Origin of the sequence: Aeromonas sp. INTO2 (assembly GCF_049860605.1) — a bacterium.
GTDB lineage: Bacteria > Pseudomonadota > Gammaproteobacteria > Enterobacterales > Aeromonadaceae > Aeromonas > Aeromonas caviae.
This window is the reverse complement of sequence record NZ_CP187588.1, coordinates 1,331,609-1,353,580: the sequence shown is the minus strand read 5'-3', so window position 1 is coordinate 1,353,580 and position 21,972 is coordinate 1,331,609. Positions and strand designations below refer to the sequence as shown.

Here is a 21,972-nt window from a genome sequence, read left to right as displayed (position 1 = left end):
CAGCGAATCGAACGAATATTTTTTACATATAAAAATCAATTAAGTAACAGCGCGAGTTTTAGTGATATTACCTGTTTGTCGCGTAAAAATGATGTACATATTCTAAACAGATATAAAAAAGGGCCCTTAATGGGCCCCTTTCTATCGAGTTGTACCGCTTATGCCAGTGGAAATGCAGGGTGAACGAACCCCTGATAACCATCGATATGCAAACTGGACAACAATTCAACCTGCCGTTGATCTTCCACCCGGGTGGCGATGGTCGTGACACCCGCATTGTGGGCAGCCCGACAGACAGCCGCCAGAAAGGAGGTATCGGCGCCTGGTTCCATGACCTGGCTGGTATACCCGTGGTCCACCTTGACATAGGTGGGGGTCAGCTCTTCCAGATAGCCGAGGGACTGGAAGTGCCGGCCATAGTGATCGACCCCCCACAAGAAGCCGTGCTCTCGCAACAGCTCAACCAGATGAGTCACATACTCTTTGTGTTTCATGATGGCCGCTTCCGGGATCTCGAACAGCAGTCGCTCCTTCAGCTCCACGTTCAGCGACAGATAGCCTCTGAGCCATGTCAGGAACTCATCCGAACAGAGAGAACCCGCCGTGATATTGACTGCCAACACCAATTCCGGTTGCTGCTTGAACAAGGGGACGCAGGCTTCCAGCACCGCCTTGTCAAACTCTGCCCCCATCTTGAACTGCTCGATCGCAGGCAAGAACTGCCCTGCGAAGTAATCTGTTCCATCTCGCGAGATGGCCGCGAACAACTCGGCATGCAGGCGGGTACCATCATCGAAGCGACATGCAGGCTGTGCCTTGAAGCGCCAGAGATGTCTGGCAATGGCATCCTGCACCAGGTCTCGCCAGGCAAGGCGTCCCATCAGTCCCTGCTCATTGCCGCCTTCCATCACGACGGCACCGCGCCGCTCATTGCGCGCTTTGCCAAGGGCGTTATCCGCCTTCGTCAGCAGGGCCGAGAGATCGTCATTGCCATCACGGCCGGCGATGCCGACGACGGACAGCGCACCGCTTTCTCCCATGGGATTGACAACCAGATCGGCGATACGGCTGTTGATGAGCTCCGCCAGCTCCTTGAGCTGAGACAGATCATCGGTGGGGCAGAGCAAGGCATACTCCGTCGCCGAGATCCGGGCCAGCGCCGCGCCATCCCAGCCATCCAGCAGTTCCCTGAGCACCTGTGCAATGGACTTGACCATGTTGTCCCTTGCAGCAAAGCCCTCTTCCCGATAGAGATCGTCCAGCATGTCGACGGCCACCAGCATGACCCCGCCCTGCCCGGCCTCCGCAATCCAGGCATTGACCTGCCCGACGAAGTAAGAGCGGTTGCCAAGCCCGGAGACGGCATCCACATAGACGCGGGCTCGCAGATTCTCGGCTTCGTCGGCCTGCTCTTTGAACTGCACGGCAAGCTTGCTGGAAAGGGTATTGATGGCCTGTACCACTTGCCGCAGCTCGCGGGTCTTGGGCTCGGGAATGGCGTGGCCGAAATGGTGCAGCTCGATTTCAACCGCCTGATCGCAAATCAGCTTGAGCGGTTTGAGCAGATAATTGAGCGCCCGCATCAGCAAGAGAGTAGTGACGAGAAAGCCGACCAGGAACCAGGTGGCCAGTTCGCTCATTCCTTTCCAAAGCTCGTAGTAGGCTTGTCCAGGGTGGCCGACGACCTTCAGCTTGCCCAGTTGCAGCCAACCCGACGTCAAAATCGATTCATTGGCCACTTCAGGGAACAGATCCAGCCCAATGAACCACTGTGGGACCCCTTCAATATGGCTGCTGTTCTCCAGCTCGATGACATCCTTGGAGGCCAGCAGATCGAGACGGACCAGCTTGTAGTAACCCCCGTCGAACACCGCCTTGATCACGGATTCGGCACTGACCTTGTCGCCGTTCTCCAGATAGGGGGTCAGCGCCAGACCCAGTGCGGTGGACGTATTGATGACGGTGGTCTCCTGCTGCTGCGCCAGGTAGTTGCGGGTCGAATTGAATTGCACCCAATAGGTGGCGGCAAACAGCAATCCGAACAGCAGCAGCATGGTTGCCAATAGTTGTCTGTAGAGCGTCATAGGTTAATCATCCAAATTGACCGCAGGCCGAGCCAATCGCCCCGATGTCATGCGATTGCGTAAGTCTGTCCATAATCCCAAGCGGGATGATTGCCCGGCCAGTTCCCCTTGACCACGCGCTTTCATCAGCCACAAGTGACTACCGTTAAAACTGTAAATTGGCAACAAATCCGCCCGTTGGGTCGCCGGGCGAATTGAGCCGACAAGATTGTCCAGAATCAGGGGTACTGCCGCAGGCGCCTCATAGTAGGCAACGACCATATGAAACTGGTTATAATCCAATGCCTTGACATATACCATTCGCATTTTTTCATCAGGGATGCCAAGTTCCAGCAAGGTAAAATACTTGGAAATGCTGAAGTCTTCACAATCTCCTCCTGCTGCGCCCAGAAATTCCAGCGGTGTCGCCCAATAATCCTTCTTGTGCCACAACTTGATGTCATCGATGAAACGCATCTGGTTGAAGAACTGGTTCACCTTCTCCAGCTTCTGCCGATCCGTCAGCCCCGCTGCCTTGTTCTGCATTGCCAAAGTGCGCCAGCTGGTGACCCGTTTGCCGGCCCTGGGGCCATAGGTCTCCTCCGCGCGCTTGACCAGTTTCATATCCTCCGGTGAGAGAGGCTGGCTGGCGCTGAGCAGCAGGGGGATCGCCAGCAGGGCCAGCCATAGCAGGCGAACCCGCCAGGGCGCACGTGCACCTGCTACAGCTCGATACCCATCACGTCGGCTCCAGCCTGTCGATGCCACTTCTTTCTGTGTCATGACGCCGCCATCATCCCCTGACCACCGGACGCATAAAAGAATGACTGCAGCACGCTGCAGCCATTCCCCTTGCCTGATATGACATCAGTGGCAGGGCCATCAGTTGTTGTTGGCCTGCCATTCAGCCGGTTGCTGCACATTCAGGGCATTGAGCAGACCACCGGTGGCATTGAGGATACGATAATCTGCCAACAGGGAGTCGTACTCGGCCGTGATGTAGCTGCGGCGAGCCTCGAACAGTTCGTTCTCCGTGTTCAGCACGTCCAGCAAGGTCCGTTGGCCCAGGCCGAATTGCTTCTTGTAGGCCTGTACGGTGTCATAGCTGGCGTCCACGTGCTCTTTGAGGAAGACTTTTTGCTTGGCCAGCGACTCTTTGGCGTTCCAGGCGAGGCGGGTCCCCTCTTCCACCTGACGGAAGGCATTCATGTGAATGTCTTTGGCCTGGGAATAGAGGGCTGAGGTTGCCTTGCTTTCTGCCAGATCGGACCCACCGCGGAACAGGTTGTAACGCATCCGGACCATGGCGGTGAGATCGTCGTTACGGCCTTTGACCGCATCGATGTCCTCGTTCCAGTTCTGATCCACTTCAAAGGCTACGTTCGGGTAGAACCCGGACTTGGAGCCTTCATGCTGATACTTCGCCTCTTCGATGTCCTGCAGGGATGACAGCAGGGTCGGGTGAACCTCTGTTGCCGTCTTCAGCGCATCTTCCAGCGTTGCGGGCAGGAGTTGGGTGTTCGGTACTGGCTGAACGAGATCCTTGGGCACTTCATTGACGACACGGATGAACTCGCTCTCGGCATCCCGATAGTTGTTCTCCGCCGCCGCCTGGTTGGAGTACGCCCGAGCCACACGACCGTCGATCTGGGTCTGGTCAGCGGTCGACCCCAGACCGGAGTCGGTCCGTTTCTGGATGTCACTGCGGATCTGTTCGTGGGTTTCAAGGTTCTGCTTGGACAGCTCCAGGATCTCCTGCTGACGCAGCATGTTGAGGTAGACCTCGGCCACGCGCAGGGCCGTGTTCTCCGCCTCGGAGATCATCGCCAGGCGCTGGGCCTGGGCGGCGGCATCGGTCCGTGCCACGTTGCTGCTGACATCAAAGCCGTCAAACAGCATCTGGCGAAGGCTGATCCCGGCCTCCTTGCGCGTCATGGAGTCATCGATCGTCTGTGAATTGGGACCTGCGGCACGGGTCGAGGGACTGTCAGTCTTCTCGTAACCGACGCCACCACGCAGATCAATGGTGGGGTAATAGCCGCCCTTGGCTCCATCATGCTGATACAGTCGTGCCTGATAGAGATCAAAAGCTTCCTTGATTTTCGGATGGGTAGCCAGTGACTGCGCCACTGACTGTTCCAGCGTCTGTGCCTGGCTCAGGCCCGGGAACAGTATGGTGCCACTAACCAGCATGGCAACAATCGTCTTCTTCATGGTATCTCCAGTCATGTTGTTTTTAGATTGTTGGCTTATCGTTCTCTCAGTGCCGACTGCTTAGCCCTCAAGATGGGTTTCAGCAAGTAGTCTAGGACACTTTTTTTACCAGTAATAATATCTGCACTGGCTAACATACCGGGGATGATGGGAAGTGCGTTAAGCTCATCGCCCAGATAACTCTTCTCGGTTCGTACTCGCACCAGATAGAAGGAATTGCCCTCCTCATCCTGGATTGAGTCGGCACTTATCTGTTCAACCTTGCCATGTAAACCTCCATAAATAGTGAAATCATAGGCAGTTATCTTGACCACGGCCTCCAGTCCGGGTCTGAGGAACGCGATGTCCTTGGGCGACACCTTGGCTTCAACCAGCAGGGTGTCTTCCAGCGGCACTATCTCCATCAGGTCCATGCCCGGCTGAACGACCCCACCCAGCGTATTAATCTTGAGCTTTTTGATGGTCCCCTTGAGAGGCGCAATCACACTGGTACGATCGACTCTGTCCCTGAGGCCGACCTGGCCCTCTGACAACTGGCTCAACTTGCCTTGACGTTCGTTCAGCTCGGTCTGGGAGTCCGCCCGGAATTTCAGGGCGATATCATTTCGCTTCGAGATGGTCTCCCGCAGTACCGAGTTGAGCTTGGGCACCAGCAGGCGGTTCGCCTCCAGCTCCCCTTGCATTTCGTTGACCTGCCGCTCCAGTTTAATTAGCTCCACTTGAGGAACTATACCCTCTTTTGCGAGAGGACGGCTGATGTTCAGCTCCTGACGAGCCAAATCAACGCTGCGACCTACGGTCCGGATCTTGGCATTGAGCTCTATGGTCTCCTGCTCTTTCTGCTCGATCTGCTGTCCCAGGATGTAGAGCTGGTTCTTGAGGTTGTTTAACCGCGCCTCCTGCACCGATCTTTCACGGGCGGCATATTCGGCAAATACATTCTCGTACCCTTCGGGGAACTCGATGGCCTGTTTGTCGATGGCAACCTGTTCACGCCAGCCCAGATTGGGCTCGTTCTTGACCACCACGCTGCGAATTTCGGCGCGCAGGCGGGCGATATCCCCCTTGAGGGTGACCAGCTCCTGCTCCCGTTCGCGAAAATCCGACTTGAAGCGGGTATCGTCGATGCGCAGCAGTGGCTGTCCCTTCTCGACGATGTCCCCCTCCTTGACGAAGATCTCCTTGACGATCCCCCCTTCCAGGTTCTGGATCACCTGCAACTGGCGCGACGGTATCACCTTGCCCTGGCCGACGGTCACTTCATCCAGCTCTGCCCAGGCAGCCCAGACGATGGCGCTGACAAAAAACAGGAAGCAGGCCCACAGCAGGACTCTGGCACGGGTGGGTGTCGTCAGCAGCACGGCGGCGGCACCGTCATCCACGTACTCGAGATGTTCGGGTGCAGGCAAGACCGTATCTGAGGGCGTTTTCTTGAACCAGTGGTTAGCCATTCGCCGTCTCCTGCACCCGCACCTTGCCTTCCTTCAATTGCTGCAACACCACCTCTTTGGGACCGTCCGCCACTATCTTCCCCTGCTCCACGACGATGACACGGGAAGCGACATCCAGCATGGAGGTCTTGTGGGTGATGAGGATAAGGGTGGTTTCGGGGCCGAGCCGCGCCAGCTCCTGCTTCACGTGCATCTCTGACTGGTTGTCCATGTTGGAGGTCGGCTCGTCCATCACCAGAATGGGGGGATCGTTGAGCAGAGCGCGAGCCAGCAGGATGGACTGACGCTGGCCACCGGAGAGCTGACGTCCCCCTTCGCCAATCTGTCTGTCGAGACCGTTGGGATCCCGGTTGGTAAAGTTGGTGACCCCGGCCCGCTTGGCGGCGCGCAAGACACGGGCATCGTCCACCAGGGGATTACCCAGCATGATGTTGTCCCGCACGGAACCAAAGAAGAGGGTCACATCTTGCGGCACACAGCCGATGTTGCGGCGAATGATGGTCGGCGGCAGTTGGTCCAGCTCAAAGCCATCCAGACGCACCAGGCCGTCAGTCGGGCGATAGAGGCCCATCAGCAATTTCTCCAGCGTGGTTTTACCCGCACCAATCCGCCCGATGATGGCCACCTTCTCACCCGGCTCGATGCGCAGGTTGATGTTGTGCAGGGTACTGCTCTCCATGCCCGGATACTTGAAGGAGACATTTTCAAACTCGATGCGCCCCTGGATGACCGGATGGTGGATGTACTGCCTGCCCTCCTCCTGCTCACCCGGCGTCATCATGATCTTCTCCAGGATCTCGAGCGCCGACTTGGCCTGGTTGTAGCGGGTGGAGAGTACCGAGAGCTGCACCATGGGGGCGATGGCCCGGCTCGACAGCATCACGGCCGCTATCATGCCCCCCATGGTCACCAACCCTTCCGAGATCTGGTAAACACCGACGATCACCAGTCCCACTGTCACCACCTGCTGGATGTAGCTCGCCAGAGAAGACATGGAGTTGGTGATGCGCCGGGTCTGCACGCCCCAGGTCGAGATGTGGGACACCGCCTGCTCCCAGCGGTGCTGGAACATGCTCTCGGCCCCGAAAATCTTCACGGTCTCAAGGCCCGAGATGCTTTCGATCAGATTGGCGTTCTTCTGGGAGGCGAGCCGGGAGCCCTCCTCGATGGATTGCTTCAGCGGTGCCTGAATGTAGAAGCTGTAGGCCACCAGGATCAGGATGGCGATGATGGGCACCACCACCATGACACCGGCGAAAATCCAGATGATGAAGAGGAAGAATATGGCAAACGGCAGATCGATCAGGGTGGAGACGGTGGCCGACGTGAAAAACTCGCGCACCGATTCAAACTCCTGCAAGTGCTTGGCAAAGGCACCGGTCGACGCAGGCCTGGACTCCATCTTCATGCCCATCACCTTGGCAAAGATTTTGGCCGACAACAGCACGTCGGATTTCTTGCCTGCAATATCGATGAAGTAGCTGCGCAGCTGGCGCATCACGAAGTCGAAGGTGAACACCACCATGGCTCCAACCGCCAGCACCCAGAGGGAGTCGAATGCCAGGTTGGGCACAATCTTGTCATAGACGTTCATGGTGAACAGGGGGCTGGCGATGGCAAACAGGTTGATGAGGATCGAGGCCACCAGCACATCCCGATAGATACCGCGGGACTCGAACAAGGTGCTCCAGAACCAGTGACCATCACGGGTCTCCAGCACTTTGGGCGAGCGCTCATCAAACTTGAACTGCCGCTTGACGTAGAACAGACGACCATTGTACTCGTCACCCAGCTGGGCAAGACTGACCCATTGGGCCGCGTCTCCGGCCTGGGGAAAGATGACCCTCGCCTGGGTCCGTTCTTCATTCCATTCAAGCAAGATGCAGGCGCCGCCATTGCGCGTCTGCAAGACGCAGGGCAGCAGCAGGGAGGAGATCTGTTCAAGGGGCTGAATCACTTCGCGGGCAGAGAGACCACCCCGCTCGGCGGCACGACTGAAGAGCGCCGTGCTGAGACGCCCGGAGACCAGTGGCAAGCCGGTGGTGAGAGCATCCTGACTGTTGGGCACCCCGTAAAAGCGGGTCAAAAAGACCAGGCACTCCAACAGTTCATCTATATGGCTGGTTTCTGCTTGCATAGCATCCCATCAAACATGATTCAGAAGGTTGTCTCGGGGCCGAATATCCAAAGCCCGGCGGCGATCCGGAAAAACAGAACAGACCTCGCCACCCAGACCCACAACCCGATTAGCGCACAGAGCCGGGACACTGCATGTCTCGCCTCCCTCACAGATTTTCATGCCGGAAACGGAGGGGACATGCCGGGCACCTGATGTTGCCAAGAAATATGCCACCCGGTACGAAGAAAGCCCGCCCGGTATACAAACTGCAAAGAGTTATTGATAACTATATCTTTTTTCAAGCCGACCATCTTATCAAGGTGACTTGAACGAAACTATACTCCAAAGACTGAATTTCATCTAATAACCCACTGTTTTTTTGACGAAATTAGAGTTGGCACTCGCCTGTGGAAGGGAGAGAAAAAGGGCGTCCCAGGCAGTGTCCCTGAGGGCCTGAGCGTGCCAGCGCCGCGGCAATGGCGGTCATGGCGCTCCAGCGTTTCTCGCACCAGGCGGGGGCCAGCAGGGTCGGGCGGCGCGCCGACGCCGAGACCCTGTGATAGACCACCTCGGGAGGCGTGTACTGGATCATGGCGACCGCCGCCGCCACATACTGCTCCATCGTCAACACATCCAACCGTCCCGCCTGCCACGCCTTGCCAAGAGTGCTCCCCTCCACCACATGCAGTGGGTGAAGCTTGATCCCCTCGACGCCGGTCTCCACGACACGGTGGAGGGTTTCCAGGCTGTCCATCGGCACCTCGCCGGGCAGGCCCACGATGAGGTGGGCACACACCTTGATGCCTCGCAGATGGGCTCGGGCAACGGCATCGGCATAAGCGGCATAGCCGTGACCCCGATTGATGCGTTGCAACGTTTTGTCATTGGCACTTTGCAGCCCGAGCTCCAGCCACACCTCGTAACCTCTGGCCTGATAACCTGCCAGCAGATCCAGCACCGCATCGGGTACACAATCAGGGCGAGTTCCGACGCAGAGCCCCACCATGTCGCTCACCGACAAGGCTTCTTCATACATGCGCTGAAGGTACTCCACTTCGGCATAAGTACTGGTATAGGCCTGAAAGTAGGCCAGATAGCGCCTGGCCCGGGTTACCTCGTCCCGGCGTGCCAGCAGTTGCTGCACCACGGAGAGTTGCTGGGCCGACTCGTCGGCAAAGGAGGAGACATTGCAGAAAGTGCAGCCACCCCGGCCCAGGGTGCCGTCCCGGTTGGGGCAGGTAAAGGCCCCGTGAATGGAGAGTTTGTGGATCTTCTGGCCGTGGCGTTGCTTGAGATCCTGGCCAAATGTATTGATGAGTTCGTGTAACTGCATGACACCTCCGAAATGAGGTGTCATTCTAGCGACGCAGCCCGGCGGGCAGGCTGCGCTGGATCAATCCCGCTCTCTACCCAAAAATCATATAAATATTCACGTTAGATGTGATAAATACCCAACAGTCGGCATTCACGGTCACTTTTGACAACCTGTCACTCCTGCAACCTGGAGAAAAGTGTCATAACCTCTCGCCCATAACCGGCTGTAACTACTGAAAAAATCCTGTTTAGTCTGCTTATGGACAAATGCAAGACGCAGGATCCTGAAATGTGATTCCCGCCAAGCACACCAGAGATGACTTTGTAAAATTACTACAGTTTCCCGCCACCATGCAGTCAACCACCAAACCGTCCATAACCAGAATATAAAGCCGAAAAATAAATAAAAGGCAGTCATAAATACACAAAAATGCTGATTGAGTCTCAAAAACCCACATTTTGTTATGGCGATGTAACATTGCAAACAAGCGGGATGTCCAATTGACCTTGCCCGAAAATCCCATTAGTTTGGAGATTCGCCACCTCAGGCGGACGGAACCACAAGAGCCAATCGCAATTTATGCAGTCTGTTGATGACAGTGCGATGGAAGGCCGAGCAAGGGAGAAATGCAATGTCACTATATGATCCAAAGCTGGAGAGGGATAACTGTGGCTTCGGCCTGTTGGCCCACATGGAAGGGGAAGCCAGCCACAAGCTTGTCCGTCTCGCGATGTCAGCCTTGGCTCGCATGCAGCACCGCGGCGGTATCTCCGCCGATGGCAAGACCGGCGACGGCTGCGGCCTGTTGCTGCAAAAACCCGACAGCTTCTTCAGAGCTGTCGCCGAAGAGAAGGGATGGCACCTGGGCCGCAACTACGCGGTCGGCATGCTGTTTCTCAACCCGGACCCCGTATTGGCCCAGGCCACTCGCGACATCATCGACGAGGAGCTGGAAAGAGAGACCCTGAGTCTGGTCGGCTGGCGCAAGGTGCCCATCGATACCAATGTACTCGGTTCCATCGCCAAGGCGTCCCTGCCCAGTATTGAACAGGTCTTTGTCAACGCGCCCCCGGGCTGGGTCGACAAGGATCTCGAGCGCCGCCTCTATATCGTGCGCCGCCGCATCGAGAAACGCATCAGCGACGACTACTTCTATGTGGTCAGCCTCTCCAACTTGGTCACCGTCTACAAGGGACTGTGCATGCCGGTGGATTTGCCGCGCTTCTATCTGGATCTGGCCGACATCCGCATGCAGGCCGCCATCTGCGTGTTCCACCAGCGTTTCTCCACCAACACCAGCCCACGCTGGCCGCTGGCGCAGCCGTTCCGCTACCTCGCCCACAACGGCGAGATCAACACCATTGCCGGCAACCGCCAGTGGGCCAAGGCGCGCAGCTACAAGTTCGCCACCCCGCTGATCCCCGATCTGCAAGAGGCCGCCCCCTTCGTCAACACCACGGGGTCGGATTCCTCCAGCCTCGACAACATGCTGGATCTCTTCCTGGCCGGCGGCATGGACCTGTTCCGAGCCATGCGCCTGCTGATCCCGCCTGCGTGGCAGAAGCACCCGAACATGGATGACGACCTGCGCGCCTTCTACGACTTCAACTCCATGCACATGGAGCCCTGGGACGGCCCGGCCGGCATCGTCATGACCGACGGTCGCTACGCTACCTGCGCACTCGACAGAAACGGTCTGCGTCCGGCACGTTACGTCATCACCAAGGACAAGTTCATCACGCTGGCCTCCGAAGTGGGCACCTGGGACTACACCCCGGACGAAGTGCTGGAGAAGGGCCGTGTCGGCCCGGGGGAGCTGTTCGTGGTCGATACCAGCAACGGCAAGATCTGGACCAGCTTCGAAATTGATGACGATCTCAAGAGCCGTCACACCTACAAGCAGTGGATGGACAAGCACTGCAAGCGCCTGGTGCCCTTCGAGCAGATGGACGATGCCAGCACGGGATCGCGGGAATTCCCGGATGACCGGCTCAAGACTTACCAGAAGCTGTTCGGCTACTCCTTTGAAGAGCTGGATCAGGTGATCCGCGTGCTCGGCGAGAATGGTCAGGAGGCGGTGGGCTCCATGGGGGATGACACCCCGATGGCGGTGCTCTCCTCCAGCCAGCGTACCCTGTACGACTACTTCCGCCAGATGTTCGCCCAGGTGACCAACCCGCCCATCGATCCCCTGCGGGAAAATCACGTCATGTCCCTGGCCACTTGTATCGGCCGCGAACAGAACGTGTTCAACGAGACCTTCGGTCACGCCCACCGGGTGCTGTTCCAGTCGCCGATCCTGCTCTACTCCGACTTCCATCAGTTGCTGGCCCTGGAAGGGGAGCACTACCGCCATGCGGTGCTGAGCCTCAACTACCTGCCCGAAGAGGGGCTGCAAGCCGCCCTCGAGCGCCTCTGCCACGAGGCCGCTGAAGCGGCCCGCAGCGGCGCGGTGCTGCTGGTATTGTCAGACCGGGACATCAGCCCTGATACCCTGCCCATCCCGGCCGCCATGGCGGTGGGTGCGGTGCAGCGTACCCTGGTGGACAACAACCTGCGCTGCGACGCCAATATCCTGGTGGAGACCGCGAGCGTGCGCGACCCGCACCACTTCGCCGTGCTGCTGGGCTTTGGCGCCACCGCCATCTACCCCTATCTCGCCTACGAGACCCTCGCCAAGCAGGTAGAAGAGGGCGTGCTCAAGATGAGCCTGCGCCAGGCCATGCTCAACTACCGCAACGGCATCAACAAGGGCCTCTACAAGGTGATGTCCAAGATGGGCATCAGCACGGTGGCAAGCTACCGCTGCTCCCAGCTGTTCGAAGCCGTCGGCCTCTCCAAGGCTGTGGTCGAACTCTGCTTCCGCGGCGTATCGAGCCGCATCCAGGGTGCCGACTTTGCCGACATCCAGCAGGATCAGATCAATCTGTCCCGTCTGGCCTGGCTCGGCCGCAAGCCGCTGACCCAGGGCGGCCTCTTGAAATTCGTCCACGGCGGCGAGTACCACACCTACAACCCGGACGTGGTGCAGACCCTGCAAGTGGCGGTGCGCTCCGGCAACTACAGCGATTACAAGGAGTACGCGCGTCTGGTGAACGAGCGCCCGGTGGCGACCCTGCGCGACCTGCTCACCTTGAAGAAAGTCGACAACCCGGTGGCGCTGGATCAGGTCGAGCCTGCGGCCAAGCTGTTCCCCCGCTTCGACTCCGCCGCCATGTCCATCGGCGCCCTGGGCCCTGAAGCCCACGAGGCCCTGGCCATCGCCATGAACCGCCTCGGCGGTCAGAGCAACTCCGGCGAAGGCGGCGAGGATCCCAAGCGCTTCGGCACCGAGAAGAACTCCCGCATCAAGCAGGTGGCCTCGGGTCGCTTCGGCGTCACCCCCCACTACCTGATGAACGCGGACGTGGTGCAGATCAAGGTGGCCCAGGGCGCCAAGCCCGGCGAGGGTGGCCAGCTGCCCGGTGACAAGGTGACGGCCCAGATAGCCAAGCTGCGCTACTCCGTGCCCGGCGTGACCCTGATCTCCCCGCCGCCCCACCACGACATCTACTCCATCGAGGACTTGGCCCAGCTCATCTTCGACATCAAGCAGATCAACCCGAACTGCCTGGTGTCGGTGAAACTGGTCTCCGAGCCCGGCGTCGGCACCATCGCCTGCGGCGTGGCCAAGGCCTATGCGGACTTCATCACCGTCTCCGGCTATGACGGCGGCACCGGCGCGAGCCCGCTCACCTCGGTCAAATACGCCGGCTCCCCCTGGGAGCTGGGGCTGGCCGAAACCCAGCAGGCCCTGGTCGCCAACGGCCTGCGCCACAAGGTGCGGCTGCAGGTGGACGGTGGTCTCAAGACCGGTCTCGACATCATCAAGGCGGCCATCCTCGGCGCCGAGAGCTTCGGCTTCGGTACCGGCCCCATGGTGGCGCTCGGCTGTAAATACCTGCGTATCTGCCACCTGAACAACTGCGCCACCGGCGTCGCCACTCAGGATGAGAAGCTGCGCCGCGAACACTTCACCGGCCTGCCGGAGATGGTGATGAACTACTTCAAGTTCATCGCCGAGGAGACCCGCGAGCTGATGGCCGAGCTCGGTGTCACCCAGCTCACCGACCTCATCGGCCGCACCGACCTGCTGGAAGCCCTGCCCGGCCTCACCGCTCGTCAGGCCAAGCTGGACTTGTCCGGTATCCTGGCGGCCCCGGTTGCACCGGCAGGCTCCAGTCTGTTCAGCCAGCAGCACAACCCCACCTTCGATAAGGGGCCCTTGAACCTCAAGATGGTGGAAGACCTGCTGGACGCGGTGGAAAACATGAGTGGCGGCGAGTTCCGCTACGACATCCGCAACACCGACCGCTCCGTGGGTGCGCGTCTGTCCGGCGAAATCGTCAAGCGCCACGGCAACCAGGGCATGGCGGCCGATCCGGTCAAGGTGCACTTCAACGGCACCGCCGGCCAGAGCTTCGGCGTCTGGAACGCCGGTGGCCTTGAGATGATCCTCACCGGGGATGCCAACGACTACGTGGGCAAGGGGATGACCGGCGGCAAGCTGGTGATCAAGCCCCACGTCGGCGTGGCATTCAAGTCCCACGAGGCGGCCATCATCGGCAACACCTGCCTTTACGGCGCCACCGGCGGCAAGCTCTATGCCGCAGGCACTGCCGGCGAGCGTTTCGCGGTGCGCAACTCAGGGGCCCTCGCGGTAGTCGAGGGGATCGGTGACAACGGCTGTGAATACATGACAGGCGGCATCGTCACCGTGCTCGGCAAGACCGGCGTCAACTTCGCGGCGGGCATGACAGGCGGCTTCGCCTACGTGCTCGACGAGTGCGGCAACTTTGCCAAGCGCACCAACCCCGAGCTGGTCGAACTGCTGGAGGTGGCGGATCTTGCCATCCACCAGGAGCACCTGCGCGGTATCATCACGGCGCACCTCAACGAGACAGGCAGCTCGCGTGCCGAGGAGATCCTGGCCAACTTCGACTCCTATGTGCCCAAGTTCAGGCTGATCAAACCCAAGTCCAGCGACGTCAAGTCCCTGCTTGGCCACACCAGCCGTTCCAGTGCAGAACTCAGAATCCAGGCGCAATAAGGAGGGAACCCTATGAGCCAGAACGTATTCCAGTTTATCGATGTCCAGCGGGTCGACCCGCCCAAGAAGCCGCTCAAGATCCGCAAGATCCAGTTCGTGGAGATCTACGAGCCCTTCAACCAGGCCCAGGTTGGCATGCAGGCAGATCGCTGCCTCGACTGCGGCAACCCCTATTGCGAGTGGAAGTGCCCGGTACACAACTACATCCCCAACTGGCTGAAGCTGGCCAACGAGGGACGCATCCTGGAGGCGGTGGAGCTCTCCCACCAGACCAACAGCCTGCCGGAGGTATGTGGCCGCGTTTGCCCGCAAGACAGACTGTGTGAGGGTGCCTGCACCCTCAACGACAGATTCGGCGCCGTCACCATCGGCAACATCGAAAAGTACATCACCGACAAGGCGTTCGAGATGGGCTGGCGCCCGGATCTCTCCAAGGTGGTCAAGACCGACAAGCGGGTCGCCGTCATTGGCGCGGGCCCCGCGGGCCTTGCCTGTGCCGACGTGCTGGCACGCAATGGCGTCACCCCTGTGGTGTTCGACAAGTACCCGGAGATCGGCGGCCTGCTCACCTTCGGTATCCCCTCCTTCAAGCTGGAGAAAGAGGTGATGCAGCGCCGCCGCGAGATCTTCGAGGGGATGGGGGTGGAGTTTCGCCTCGAGACCGAAGTGGGCCGTGACGTCACCTTCGCCGACCTGCTCGGCGAGTTCGATGCGGTCTTCCTCGGGGTCGGCACCTACAAGTACATGAAGGGCGGCTTTGCCAACGAAGAGGCGCCGGGGGTCTACGACGCCCTGCCCTACCTCATCTCCAACGCCAACCGGCTGCTGGGCTTTGAGAAGGCGCAAGCCGATTACATCGACTTCGCCGGCAAGCAGGTAGTGGTGCTGGGGGGCGGCGACACCGCCATGGACTGCGTGCGCACCGCCATCCGCCAGGGGGCCGATCGGGTGATCTGCGCCTACCGCCGGGATGCCGAGAACATGCCGGGCTCCAAGCGGGAGGTGAAAAACGCCCAGGAGGAAGGGGTGGAATTCATGTTCAACCTCCAGCCCATCGGCGTGGAGCTGGACGCCCACGGCCGCACCTGCGGCATCAAGGTGGTGAGCACAGAGCTCGGCGCCCCCGATGCCAATGGCCGCCGCAATCCGGTAGTCATTGAAGGCTCCGAGCAGGTGCTGCCCGCCGATGCGGTGGTGATGGCGTTCGGCTTCCAGCCCAACCCCCAGCCCTGGATGGCAGAGCACGGCGTCGAGCTCGACGGCCGGGATCGCATCAAAGCGCCCGAGAAGGCCGAGTACGCCTTCCAGACCAGCAACCCCAAGGTGTTCGCCGGTGGTGACGCGGTGCGCGGCTCGGATCTGGTGGTGACCGCCATTTATGAGGGTCGCAAGGCGGCCGAAGGGATCATGGACTACCTGGCCGTGTGATCTGCCGTTATAACCAAGCAGCCATGCAAACAGCCCCGCTCCTGCAGGGCTGTTTTTTTTATCTCGCTCTCAATCCGCCAGAACCGGCTAGATACTCCAGCTCTCCGGCAGCCGTTCGGTGAGGGTGGAGATGTATTCGAAGGTACGTGCCCGCTTGGGGGTGGTGAACATCTGACGCGCACTGCCCGCCTCCACCACCTCCCCGGCCTCCAGGAAGATCACCTGCTGCGCAATCTGGGCTGCAAGACGCAAGTCATGGGTGGCGATCAGCATGGTGGTCCCCTCACTGGCCAGCTGGCGCAGCACGGCCACCACCTCCTGGGCAAGCTCGGGATCCAGTGCCGAGGTAGGCTCGTCACAGAGCAGCACCTTGGGGGATGGCGCCAGCGCCCGGGCAATGGCGACCCGCTGCTGCTGACCGCCGGAGAGGGTGGCAGGCACCGCCTCGGCCTTGTGCCTGAGCCCCACCTTGTCGAGTAGTTGCAGGGCGCGCGCCACTGCCCTCTCCCTGGGCCACTTCAACACGGTCACCAACCCTTCCATCACGTTCTCCAGCACCGTCATGTGCGGGAACAGCTGGAAATTCTGGAACACCATGCCGGTCTGCTGGCGCAGGGCCAGCACGCTTTGCCGTGACAGATGCCGGGTAAAGTCGAGCTCGCGGCCCCCCAGCACCAGCTGGCCTGCATCGGGTCGCTCCAGCAGGTTCACACAGCGCAGCAAGGTACTCTTGCCGCTGCCGGAGGGACCGATCAGGGCGGTGACGCTGCCCGCGGCCATCGCCAGCCCCACCCCTTTCAACACGCGCTGCCCCGCAAACTGTTTCTCGATGCCACTCAAGCGGATCATAGGGCGACCTCCCGGGTCTCTTTGTAAGCCAGTCGCTGCTCCAGCTTGTCTTGCAGGGTGGAGAGCACCGAGCTGAACAACAGGTAGATGAGAGCCGTCTCGACATAGAGGATGAGCGGCTCATAGGTGACAGAGGCGAGTCGCTGGGCCGCCTGAAACAGCTCGGGCACGGTCACCGCCGCCGCCAGCGACGTGTCTTTGACCAGGGAGATGAAGGTGTTGGAGAGCGGTGGCACCGCGATGCGCGCCGCCTGCGGCAGGATCACCCGCCACATCACCTGGGGCCAGTTCATGCCGATGGAGTAGGCCGCCTCCCACTGCCCCTTGGGGATGGCCGCCAGGGTGGCACGAATGATCTCCGAGCTGTAGGCACCGATGTTGAGGGTGAAACCGATGACGGCGGCGGTGAAGGCGTCCAGCACGATGCCGGCGCTCGGCAGACCGTAAAAGATCAGAAACAGCTGCACCAGCAGCGGCGTGCCCCGAATAAGCCAGACATAGAAGCGGACCAGCATCACCAGCGGGGCCGGACCATATAATCTGGCCAGCGCCACCGACAAGCCGAGCACGATTCCCAGCACGAAGGTAATCAGAGTGAGTGGCACAGAAAAAATAAGCCCCGCACTGAGCAGGGGCCAAAAAGAGTCGATCATTAACTGCAACCAGGCCGGCACGTTAATATCCTCAGTTGTTATTATGTTGCCGCGATATTATTGCGAGACGTCGGCGCCGAAATATTTCTGCGATATTTTCTGATATTCGCCATCCTGCTTGGCATTGCGCAGCGCCTGATTGATGGCAGCCAGCAACTCGGGTTGCCCCTTGGCGAGCAGGGCGGCAGATTGCTCCCCCTTGGCCTCGCTGGCCGCCACCTTCAATTTGGCGTCTGGCTTCTGTTTCTTGAAGTCGAGGAAGGAGAGGCTGTCGTTGATGGTGGCATCCACCCGCCCGGTCAGCACCAGTTCGAGTGACTGGTTGAATCCCTCGGTGGCCACCACCTCGGCACCCGATGATTTCGCCAGGTGGGCGAAGTTGCTGGTCAGGGACTGGGAGGATTTCTTGCCCTTCAGATCGGCAAAACTCTTGATGCTTTGGTTGTCGCTGTGCACCACGATCACCGCCTTGGAAGTGATGTAGGGGTCTGAAAAATCATATTTTTTCAGCCGTTCAGGGGTGATGGCCACTTCGTTGAGCACCAGGTCGTAGCGCTTGGCGTCCACCCCGGCGATAAGCCCGTCCCACTTGCCCTCGACGAACTGCGGCTTCACGCCCAGACCGCTTGCTATCAGCTCGCCGATCTCCACGTCAAAGCCCACCAGCTTGCCGCTCTTGTCGTGGTAGGTGAAGGGAGGATAGGTCCCTTCGGTGCCGATCTTGATCACTCCGGCCCGCTGGATATCGGCCAGGCTTGACTGTGCCTGTACCGATGTCATCAGTGCCAGCGGCAGTGCCGCCATTAAAAACAGGGAGTGCCGTTTTTTCATTATTCACCTCGTTATATTTATGAACATCCAGAGCGCTTGCCAACCACCACAAAATAAAACCAGCCGGTTATCATGTTTAATTTAAATTAATTATCGGCAGAGATAACCTTCATAGTGCTTGCTGGCGGTATGGATGAAACATAACGTGGCTCATGGCATGACCCAACCATGAAATACGGGATATTTAGCGAAATAATGAATAACGAATAAATAATGGCCGGGCTGGCCGAGGAATTGCCCCGCTGGCGGCGCTCCGTCAGCGGAAACCATATCAGGCGGGTTGCAGCTCCCGCGGGATGGCAGAGTGGCCCAATCACGACACAACGTATCAATCGGGCCAAAATTCAGTCTGATGGCAAATGGGATTGCCACGCACCACGTGGAAGGTAAAGCCGCGATGGCGCGCGCCTTGACGTCACCGTCAGTGATCACCCCTTCGGTCACCACCTCCCGCCCTGCTCCAGCAGGCGGACGATGTCGACATTCCAGGGCCCGGCCGCCGGGTAGCGCCGATGGATCTCGACGAAGTTGACCCGCCCCTCGCGCCGCTCCCCCGACGTTGGCCAGTCACAGAGAAAGTCATCGCTCAGCCACCTGGGGGTCTTGACGAAATCGTTGCTTTGCATGGCCTGCCAGTAGGCCTCCACAACTGCTTTTGGTTCCATGGTCTTGTTTTCCATGCCTTTCCCCTACAACCGCACCACCAGCCACTCCCCCTTGCCCACCGGCACCAGGGAAGTCAGGAAATCGGGGTCACGCCGCACCTGTGCCATCCACTCCCTCATCTCGTCCTCATGGGAGATGGCATTGTCCACCACTAGCAGGCCACGAGGGGCAAGCAGGCGCTGGATCTCTGGCCACCAGGCCTGGTAATGGCGGCGATCGGAGTCCAGAAAAATGAGCTGATAGCCCGCCGTCGGCAGGCAGGGCAACAGGCTGCCGGCATCCCCCGCCAACTGCTCAATCCAGGGAGTGAGCCCGGCCCGCTCAAAGTTGGTCGCCGCCATGGTCCGTTTGCCCTCGTCCAGCTCGATGGTGGTGACCCGGCCCCCCAGCCGTTTCACTGCCTCGGCCAGCCAGAGGGTGGAGTAACCGTTGGAGGTGCCGATCTCCAGCACAGCCTGCGCCCCCCTCGTCTGCACCAGCACCGCCAGCAGTTCGCCGGTGTCGCGGGTAATGTTGAGCATCTTGCTGCCACGGGAGTGTTGCGCGCCGTCATTCTGCTCGCCAAAGCGCTCCAGCTCCCGTTTCAGTTGTTCCAGTGCCATGTCCCCTCCTTGACGGTGTAAACGAGTCGGCCCGGTGCATGGCATGGCTGGACCGCCCCTCATGTTCATCATTTTGCTATCGACCCACTCGGTGGCCCATCCCCTGCGTCATCCGGATAAAGACAACACCCTGGCTCACTATGTGATCACGCTGGTGCACTGCTGCTGGCGGGAAAGCCAATCGTCACGCAGTCTGGCGGTGGCCACCCGCGCCGTCGGGCTGCTGGATACCAAGGGCAAGCCGCAGATCGCCTAGGGGGCCACCCGGGTAAAGTCGATGGCGGGGCAGCTGGGCGCCACGCCCTTGGTCAGCGTCAGGGGCTGAGCACGATAGCTGAGCCGGTAGCGGCCCGGTTGGGACAGATCGTAGGCCTGCGCCAGATCCGCATCGGCCTGGCTCTGCTCCCCTGCCCCCAGGTGCAGGAAGTCGCCGTCCCCGGGGGTACCTCGCTTGGCAAGCGGCCCTCGATAGTCCAGCGGCTGCCCATCGCGGGTCAGGTCGATGGCATCGGCAAACCACCCCTCGAAGGGGGTGAACCAGGTCAATACCTCGAGGGGCGTCTCCCCCCGGTTGGTCAGGGTCATCACCAGGGGCAGGGGTTCGTTCACCCCGCTCTCTGCGCTGACCGACAGCTCGCACTGCAAGGGCGCCAGTGCCAGGGTGGTGAGCAAGAGTGTCATCATGGTGCCTCCGTCAAAAAAGGGGCCATCCGGCCCCTGTTTGCAACTCAATTTTCGCTCGGGGTATTCTCGGCGAAATATTCATGGTTGTCGGCATTGTTCAGGGCCTTCTGGGGATCCGTGCTCGCCAGATTGCGCGCATTGGCCTGACCGTATCCCAGATCGTCGGTGCCCGCCACCACGTTGAAGTGGCTCAGCTCGTGGACAATGGTGCCGGCGCGGGAATCGGTCCCGGTGACCGGCGCTGTCCAGAAGCTCTTGCACAGATAGACCTTGTAGGGCTGGTCCGGATAGACATAGGCAAAGTAGCTCTGCTTGCAACCGCAGTCGAAGGTGAGCGGCTTGTTGTCGATGGCATCCTTGATCTTGCTGAAGTTGGTCTCGGCCTGGTTCCAGCGGGTGGCGTCATAGGCGCCAAACCAGCTGCGGTAGCGCTGCCCATTCGGCTTGTCCACCGCGAGGTAGCTGCTGGAGTTGTTGGCGATGCCACTCGCGGCATCGAGCGCCGCCAGGATGTCGCTCTTCTGGGTGTTGGTGCAACGGCCGCTGAAGCTGACCGAGGCGCTCACTGCCTGGGGCTCGGCCACCGCCGCCTTGGCCAGCACCCGATCGTCGCTCACCCCGTCCACCCAGAGGGTCACGGCATTGGACTCGCTCGCCTGGGCCTGTTTGGCCTTGGCCGCTTTCCCCTCCTGCGCCACGGTCGGCAGCAGGTAACGGATGCTGTACTGGCCCTGGGCGCTCATGTCGTAGAGACCGGAGACCTCCGCCTGCACAGTCAGGCTCTGGCCTGCCTTGAGCAGTTGATAGTCCTTGTCACTCGGGGCGGCCCGCTTGATCAGGGCCCCTTCGTAATCCACCGGCTGGCCGTCACGCTCCACCTGGAACAGGGGGGCATCCTCGCTGCCCGGCAGTTGCCATTTGAGCAGACGAACCGGCTTCTCCCCGGTGTTGGTCAGGGTCAGGTTGACGCGCACATCGTCTGTGCTGCCCTCCACCAGAGTGAGCCGGGCATCGAGTCCGGCGGCGCAGAGCGGGGACGCCAGCACGCCGGCCAGCAACAGGGCAATTGGAGTCGCTTTCATCATGTTTCCTCATTCATTGAGTGTCGCCTTGTCAGGCGGTCTGCTTCCTTTAAGGCCCTCTTTGGGGCCCATCCACCCTAGAGCAGAAGCACCACCCCACCATCCCTCCATATGGGGGACGCCCCCCATCAGAGGGGGAGCTCCTTGGCTGCGACAAAGATTGCCCGCCCGGCCCGAGCGTGCAGGCAACCCCGTGGGGTGCATTTGCCATAAAAAACCCGGCGCAGGGCCGGGTGACGGGATGAGAAGGCGGGATCAGGAGGACAGCAGCGCCAGGGCAGGCTGCGCGTTGCCCGGCATCAGCCGATAGGCCTTGTGGTGCTTGACCAGGGTGGTTTTCTTGTTGCCCTGGCTCAGCAGCAGGCCCCGGGCAAATGCCGCCTCGGCCAGTACCTGCTCGTCCCCGCGCACATAGAGGGTGAGGGGCTTGACCAGCTCACCTCCCTCGATATGGCCCTGATACTCGCTGGCCGAGATGATCAGGCTGGATTGCCCCTGACTCAGCAGCCGCTGCCGGGTGTTCAGTTCGCTGTCGGTGAACACCAGCCAGCCCGCCCCCTCCAGCGCCAAAAGCAGATCGGCCAGGCGCGCCCCCAGCTGTACCGGCTCATGCATGGCACGCTCATACTGGCGCTGCACCCGCTCAAGCAGCCCCTTGAGATCGGCCCCCGCCCCCAGCGTCCGCCCCAGTTGCACCCAGGCCTTGAGATCCTCCATCACCAGCCGGGAGAAGCGTTTCTCCTTGAGAGAATCCGCCATCCAGGTACAGAGAAAGTGGCTCTCCTGGGCGGGGGTGCGTTTGCCCGTCTTCTGGGCAGCGGTGCGCTCCAGCTCCGCCAGGCTCTGGCGGGCCATCTCGAGCAGGGCCTGATTGTAAGCAGGAAGGGTCATCTCGGATCCTCTGAAACGGGGCGGCCAGGGGCCGC

General features: G+C 60.2%; 16 protein-coding genes and 1 pseudogene. 3 read left to right on the top strand and 14 right to left on the bottom strand.

The window, feature by feature from the left end:
- Nucleotides 1–158: 158 nt before the first annotated feature.
- The 6 genes from ACPW74_RS06465 to ACPW74_RS06440 form a co-directional block, all read right to left on the bottom strand.
- Nucleotides 159–2,084 carry an EAL domain-containing protein gene (locus tag ACPW74_RS06465; RefSeq protein WP_223920376.1) on the bottom strand — a complete coding sequence of 642 codons (1,926 nt, stop codon included), beginning with the start codon at nucleotides 2,082–2,084 and terminating at the stop codon, nucleotides 159–161.
- 3 nt (nucleotides 2,085–2,087) lie between these two features.
- A complete protein-coding gene (locus ACPW74_RS06460) occupies nucleotides 2,088–2,831 on the bottom strand; it encodes a transglutaminase-like cysteine peptidase (RefSeq protein WP_424930935.1) in 744 nt (247 codons plus the stop codon).
- A gap of 114 nt (nucleotides 2,832–2,945) precedes the next feature.
- Nucleotides 2,946–4,277, bottom strand: a complete 1,332-nt coding sequence (locus ACPW74_RS06455; protein WP_010675164.1) for a TolC family outer membrane protein — start codon at nucleotides 4,275–4,277, stop codon at nucleotides 2,946–2,948.
- Between the two features lie 35 nt (nucleotides 4,278–4,312).
- Nucleotides 4,313–5,728: an HlyD family type I secretion periplasmic adaptor subunit gene (locus ACPW74_RS06450; protein WP_010675165.1), complete on the bottom strand. Its 1,416-nt coding sequence runs from the start codon at nucleotides 5,726–5,728 to the stop codon at nucleotides 4,313–4,315.
- Nucleotides 5,721–7,865 (bottom strand): type I secretion system permease/ATPase, encoded by a 2,145-nt coding sequence (locus ACPW74_RS06445; protein ID WP_039040368.1) that lies wholly within the window; start codon nucleotides 7,863–7,865, stop codon nucleotides 5,721–5,723. Before ACPW74_RS06445 ends, ACPW74_RS06450 begins: the two co-directional genes overlap by 8 nt.
- Before the next feature lie 370 nt (nucleotides 7,866–8,235).
- The gene (locus tag ACPW74_RS06440) at nucleotides 8,236–9,180 is read right to left on the bottom strand and encodes a TIGR01212 family radical SAM protein (RefSeq protein WP_202007234.1); all 945 of its coding nucleotides are present in this window, start codon (nucleotides 9,178–9,180) and stop codon (nucleotides 8,236–8,238) included.
- A 613-nt stretch (nucleotides 9,181–9,793) separates the two neighbouring features.
- Here ACPW74_RS06440 and gltB point away from each other — a divergent pair.
- Both gltB and ACPW74_RS06430 read left to right on the top strand, forming a co-directional pair.
- Nucleotides 9,794–14,251, top strand: a complete 4,458-nt coding sequence (gltB, locus tag ACPW74_RS06435; RefSeq protein WP_202007232.1) for a glutamate synthase large subunit — start codon at nucleotides 9,794–9,796, stop codon at nucleotides 14,249–14,251.
- 12 nt (nucleotides 14,252–14,263) lie between these two features.
- Nucleotides 14,264–15,679: an FAD-dependent oxidoreductase gene (locus tag ACPW74_RS06430; RefSeq protein ID WP_041214964.1), complete on the top strand. Its 1,416-nt coding sequence runs from the start codon at nucleotides 14,264–14,266 to the stop codon at nucleotides 15,677–15,679.
- An 87-nt stretch (nucleotides 15,680–15,766) separates the two neighbouring features.
- Here the strand turns inward: ACPW74_RS06430 and ACPW74_RS06425 are convergent, their stop codons facing one another.
- The 5 genes and pseudogenes from ACPW74_RS06425 to ACPW74_RS06405 all read right to left on the bottom strand — a co-directional run bounded on the left by ACPW74_RS06425 (nucleotide 15,767) and on the right by ACPW74_RS06405 (nucleotide 19,280).
- Entirely contained in the window at nucleotides 15,767–16,528 is a 762-nt protein-coding gene (locus tag ACPW74_RS06425; protein ID WP_202007230.1) for an amino acid ABC transporter ATP-binding protein, read from the bottom strand.
- A complete protein-coding gene (locus tag ACPW74_RS06420; RefSeq protein ID WP_202007228.1) occupies nucleotides 16,525–17,181 on the bottom strand; it encodes an amino acid ABC transporter permease in 657 nt (218 codons plus the stop codon). The genes ACPW74_RS06425 and ACPW74_RS06420 overlap by 4 nt, the downstream gene beginning before the upstream one ends.
- A 57-nt stretch (nucleotides 17,182–17,238) precedes the next feature.
- Nucleotides 17,239–18,012: an amino acid ABC transporter substrate-binding protein gene (locus ACPW74_RS06415; RefSeq protein ID WP_202007226.1), complete on the bottom strand. Its 774-nt coding sequence runs from the start codon at nucleotides 18,010–18,012 to the stop codon at nucleotides 17,239–17,241.
- Nucleotides 18,013–18,343: 331 nt separating this feature from the next.
- Nucleotides 18,344–18,692: pseudogene (locus tag ACPW74_RS06410) on the bottom strand (nuclear transport factor 2 family protein); the annotation flags it as partial.
- Nucleotides 18,693–18,701: 9 nt separating this feature from the next.
- On the bottom strand, nucleotides 18,702–19,280 hold the full coding sequence (locus ACPW74_RS06405) for an O-methyltransferase (protein ID WP_201901233.1): 579 nt from the start codon (nucleotides 19,278–19,280) through the stop codon (nucleotides 18,702–18,704).
- A gap of 61 nt (nucleotides 19,281–19,341) precedes the next feature.
- On the opposite strand from ACPW74_RS06405, the gene ACPW74_RS06400 reads away from it, so the two are divergent.
- Nucleotides 19,342–19,536: a hypothetical protein gene (locus ACPW74_RS06400; RefSeq protein WP_182976761.1), complete on the top strand. Its 195-nt coding sequence runs from the start codon at nucleotides 19,342–19,344 to the stop codon at nucleotides 19,534–19,536.
- Here the strand turns inward: ACPW74_RS06400 and ACPW74_RS06395 are convergent.
- From ACPW74_RS06395 to ACPW74_RS06385, 3 genes are all read right to left on the bottom strand, one after another.
- Entirely contained in the window at nucleotides 19,533–19,964 is a 432-nt protein-coding gene (locus ACPW74_RS06395) for a hypothetical protein (RefSeq protein ID WP_041213092.1), read from the bottom strand. The genes ACPW74_RS06400 and ACPW74_RS06395 overlap by 4 nt on opposite strands.
- Before the next feature lie 44 nt (nucleotides 19,965–20,008).
- A complete protein-coding gene (locus tag ACPW74_RS06390; protein ID WP_029314738.1) occupies nucleotides 20,009–21,049 on the bottom strand; it encodes a M35 family metallo-endopeptidase in 1,041 nt (346 codons plus the stop codon).
- Nucleotides 21,050–21,301: 252 nt separating this feature from the next.
- Nucleotides 21,302–21,937 (bottom strand): DUF2913 family protein, encoded by a 636-nt coding sequence (locus ACPW74_RS06385; RefSeq protein ID WP_041213094.1) that lies wholly within the window; start codon nucleotides 21,935–21,937, stop codon nucleotides 21,302–21,304.
- Nucleotides 21,938–21,972: the final 35 nt, after the last annotated feature.

Excerpts from the sequence above, each read along its gene's own strand:
- ACPW74_RS06445 (WP_039040368.1), bottom strand. The coding sequence starts at position 7,865 with ATGCAAGCAGAAACCAGCCATATAGATGAACTGTTGGAGTGCCTGGTC.
- ACPW74_RS06430 (WP_041214964.1), top strand. The coding sequence starts at position 14,264 with ATGAGCCAGAACGTATTCCAGTTTATCGATGTCCAGCGGGTCGACCCG.
- ACPW74_RS06400 (WP_182976761.1), top strand. The coding sequence starts at position 19,342 with ATGTTCATCATTTTGCTATCGACCCACTCGGTGGCCCATCCCCTGCGT.
- ACPW74_RS06405 (WP_201901233.1), bottom strand. The coding sequence starts at position 19,280 with ATGGCACTGGAACAACTGAAACGGGAGCTGGAGCGCTTTGGCGAGCAG.
- ACPW74_RS06440 (WP_202007234.1), bottom strand. The coding sequence starts at position 9,180 with ATGCAGTTACACGAACTCATCAATACATTTGGCCAGGATCTCAAGCAA.
- ACPW74_RS06385 (WP_041213094.1), bottom strand. The coding sequence starts at position 21,937 with ATGACCCTTCCTGCTTACAATCAGGCCCTGCTCGAGATGGCCCGCCAG.
- ACPW74_RS06455 (WP_010675164.1), bottom strand. The coding sequence starts at position 4,277 with ATGAAGAAGACGATTGTTGCCATGCTGGTTAGTGGCACCATACTGTTC.
- ACPW74_RS06420 (WP_202007228.1), bottom strand. The coding sequence starts at position 17,181 with ATGATCGACTCTTTTTGGCCCCTGCTCAGTGCGGGGCTTATTTTTTCT.
- ACPW74_RS06390 (WP_029314738.1), bottom strand. The coding sequence starts at position 21,049 with ATGATGAAAGCGACTCCAATTGCCCTGTTGCTGGCCGGCGTGCTGGCG.
- ACPW74_RS06415 (WP_202007226.1), bottom strand. The coding sequence starts at position 18,012 with ATGAAAAAACGGCACTCCCTGTTTTTAATGGCGGCACTGCCGCTGGCA.
- ACPW74_RS06465 (WP_223920376.1), bottom strand. The coding sequence starts at position 2,084 with ATGACGCTCTACAGACAACTATTGGCAACCATGCTGCTGCTGTTCGGA.
- ACPW74_RS06450 (WP_010675165.1), bottom strand. The coding sequence starts at position 5,728 with ATGGCTAACCACTGGTTCAAGAAAACGCCCTCAGATACGGTCTTGCCT.
- gltB (WP_202007232.1), top strand. The coding sequence starts at position 9,794 with ATGTCACTATATGATCCAAAGCTGGAGAGGGATAACTGTGGCTTCGGC.
- ACPW74_RS06395 (WP_041213092.1), bottom strand. The coding sequence starts at position 19,964 with ATGATGACACTCTTGCTCACCACCCTGGCACTGGCGCCCTTGCAGTGC.
- ACPW74_RS06425 (WP_202007230.1), bottom strand. The coding sequence starts at position 16,528 with ATGATCCGCTTGAGTGGCATCGAGAAACAGTTTGCGGGGCAGCGCGTG.